This is a genomic window from Vibrio makurazakiensis (assembly GCF_050337375.1).
Classification (GTDB): Bacteria; Pseudomonadota; Gammaproteobacteria; order Enterobacterales; family Vibrionaceae; genus Vibrio; species Vibrio makurazakiensis.
In genome coordinates this window covers 1-3203 of record NZ_JAKJSW010000326.1, presented here as the reverse complement: position 1 = coordinate 3203, position 3203 = coordinate 1, and the positions used below count along the sequence as shown (strand labels likewise).

Genomic DNA, 3203 nt, shown 5'->3' with positions numbered 1-3203 from the left:
CGTCTTTTGAAATTTGGCGAGCTTAATATTTAGGTTTTTCTCTGCCGCCACGTTAATCGCGAGGCTAGACATAGCTGCTCATTTAATTGAAGATATTGAAGCTATGTCTAGCCTCGCGATTAACGTGGCGGCAGAGAAAAACCTAAATATTAAGCTCGCCAAATTTCAAAAGACGCAGGAAGTCGATTTCGGTTATTTCATTCAGGGGAATCCGTCCTAGCGTCTCAATAATCGTATATTTTACTCAGCATCAGCGCTTAGTCTCACCTAATATAGGGAGTCCACAATATGTTCTGCATAGTATGTTGTGCCTCCCTTACGACCTATGTACTCACTCCCTCACTTACGAACGATTACAAAACTAGATCCGATTCGACCCCACTCAAACCCACCCCAACAAAAACCATACACATCAACAACCTAGGTCAATCTAACCTCTTACAATTCGAAGAATTGATTTACAAATGGACTTACATTTCCAAAGACAGAATATTGCCATCTAGACAGAAAAAACCGAATAGATATCATTCTTTAACCCAAGGGATGGGTATAGAAAAGCAACTAGCTTAACGACTTTACAAGGATGTAATTAATCGCAATTGAAAATTAATTGCCAAATTCCTTTCTAAATTTTGAGTGTGAATACTATGTTTCGAGTTTTAATATGGGCAATGCCAATACTTGCCTTGAGCTTATCGGGCTGTGGAAGCGACTCACATGGTGCATCGAGTACTGGTTCTGGAACAGGTTCCGGGGTTACTGTAGATGTCAAAAACTACGCTCAAGGCCAAAATATCGCTTTCAATGGTGAAGTGCTAACAACATTTCCAAGCGAAATGCAGTCCGCGAAAGACGTGGGGTTTACACAATATGTTGAGCTAACACTAATAAGCGATACGAAGTCACACTCATCTAACACAGAAAAAAAGATTCGAATTTTAGCGACTGATGATAATGCGAATGGTGAAAAAGTGATTCGCGCTGTAAACATTATATCTCACTTGCTCACCAACAAACTGAATTCAACCTACGGATCTAATAAGGCATCTATCGCACAAAAACTTGCCTCGCGAGAAGCAACATTGATGCTGACTAGCACCGAAAAGGAAAATGCGGAATTATTGACAGGGTTATTTGCAGCCAACGCCATTAAGTTGAACGTATTACGTAATTTAGTGGATGGGGCGAATGTATCAGACCCTGCAAGTATCAATACTTCTGAATTGAAAGCTTTCACTCGTGATTTTTCCAAACTCTCGGAACCAGATCAAGAACAGATAATAGACGCATTCTATACACAACTACCGCTCGTTGCCGGATTCCCAAAGTGGATACTTAACAGCCAAGGTTTATATTACAGAGAACTAACTGTCGTTGGTGACTGTCATTACATGAGCAACTTTGACATACCAAGTACGTGTCAATCTTTAGGGAAAAATGGGGATGGCGATGAAGCAGATCGTGATGCTGCATTCGAAGAAATCCTTCACTTAATTCAAGCGCAAGGAATAGCACCAAACAACTCAACGAAAGCGTACCAAGAACAAGTCCGTGCGGAAGCCTTTCGTCAGTACACAGACAAAAAGAACGGTAGTGTCGTTGCATGGAACCCAACTGAAAATAGCTGGAAGGACTGGGAAGGTGATGATAAAAACCCAGAAATAGGCCAGAGCTATTCTCATGAATATTTAGCATCTGTATTCGAAGCCTATATGGGAATGTGGCAGCACAAGACCGAAGGGCTGGATGGTTATAAATTAACAAGCCGAGAAAAAATGAAAAACGGTAACAACGGCATTAACGATGATGCAGGCCTAGAGTTCGTCACTGGTATGTTTCACAACATGATTCAAAATACAGTGAGAATAGATTCAAATGGCGTAGCTGATTATCATCGAAAGAAAGGGACAGATGCGCGTTTCGTAATGAATACCTACCAAGTAACTCCACCAATAGAAGCTTATACCTACAAGTCGCAATATTACTTAAACGCGAAAATAATTGGTGATAAAGCGATTAGCTTATTTGCTAACAACGAAGATAATATTTTAGAGGGTAACAGCCAGCCAAATACGATTAATGGCCTAGGTGGTAACGATACGTATGTTATCGACAACAAATACGACGAATGTGTTATCGATAATCACCCATCCATGTATGTATTTGTGACCTGTCCAAATACAGGAAAAGACATGCTGTTCAATATTGAAAAGTTAGCCTTTAAAGACACTGAAGTTTTAGTCTCATCATTGTAGTCATGAGTGAGCGTCTTAAAATTTAGGGATACATCGTAAATTACAAAAAGGTCAGCTTAATCGCTGACCTTTCTTAACTGGTAACCTTAACAAGACAGTCACGAACAACCTAACTAACCGCTAGTTAGAGCAATACTCTGTCCATAAACCTACAGCTTTGGTATACGCGATATCTTTATCATGTGTTTCCGCAAAAAGAACCGCAGTCATGCTATCTACAACACTATTTGCCATTAACTCCATCTCATCTTCTGGAGTGTCTAGTACACAAGCCTTAGGTAAAGGTAACGGCGCTAGCATCGTCGCTTCCCAATAAAAGGATTCAACCTTTTCTGGAGTGCTCATCCACACGGTTTGGCTAACTTTCGGGTTATATTCAGATYCACCCGATTGTCCCTTAAAGGAAATAACAGAATGAGACTTGTCGCCAATTACATGTTCAACCTCTGCGTGTAACTGAGGGAAACCAGGGTGAAAGCTTCCACGCAATCCAATTCGCCCTCCTCCAGGGTTAAGCGCTCTGACCACAGTGTTGATTGGCGTTCGTAAACCATAACGAGCTTTCCAGCCAATCATCGTCTTTGCTTCTGGTGCAAAGTTCGCTAAAGGTAAATACGCAATACCATCTTGTTCAAGAATCTGTTTCGCATGCTCTGCCGAATCAGCACTACGTACAGAAACACGATCTAAATAGCTTTCGACATGCTCACGACCACTGGGTTTGTCCATATAACCATGCATCAAAACCTTATAGCCTTTATCTGCCAAAATTTTGGCTGCCAACAGATTCCAAGGCTTACCACTGCTCTTATCATTACGCTTACCTGCATAGCAAGGCCAGTCAATATCAGCGCCTAGATCGGGCATGCGCGATTGAAATGCCTTAACGAAGCCTGCAATTTCTTCATTGGTTTCATTTTGTACTCGAATCAGCATCAACAACATCGC

The 3203-nt window shown here is 41.3% G+C and carries 2 protein-coding genes; one reads left to right on the top strand and one right to left on the bottom strand.

The window, feature by feature from the left end:
- Positions 1 to 647 precede the first annotated feature (647 nt).
- Positions 648 to 2255, top strand: a complete 1608-nt coding sequence (locus L4C33_RS20860) for a hypothetical protein (protein ID WP_428814310.1) — start codon at positions 648 to 650, stop codon at positions 2253 to 2255.
- A gap of 120 nt (positions 2256 to 2375) precedes the next feature.
- On the opposite strand, the gene L4C33_RS20855 is transcribed toward L4C33_RS20860, so the two are convergent.
- On the bottom strand, positions 2376 to 3203 hold an 828-nt coding region (locus L4C33_RS20855; protein ID WP_428814309.1), incomplete at its 5' end, for a glycosyl transferase family protein.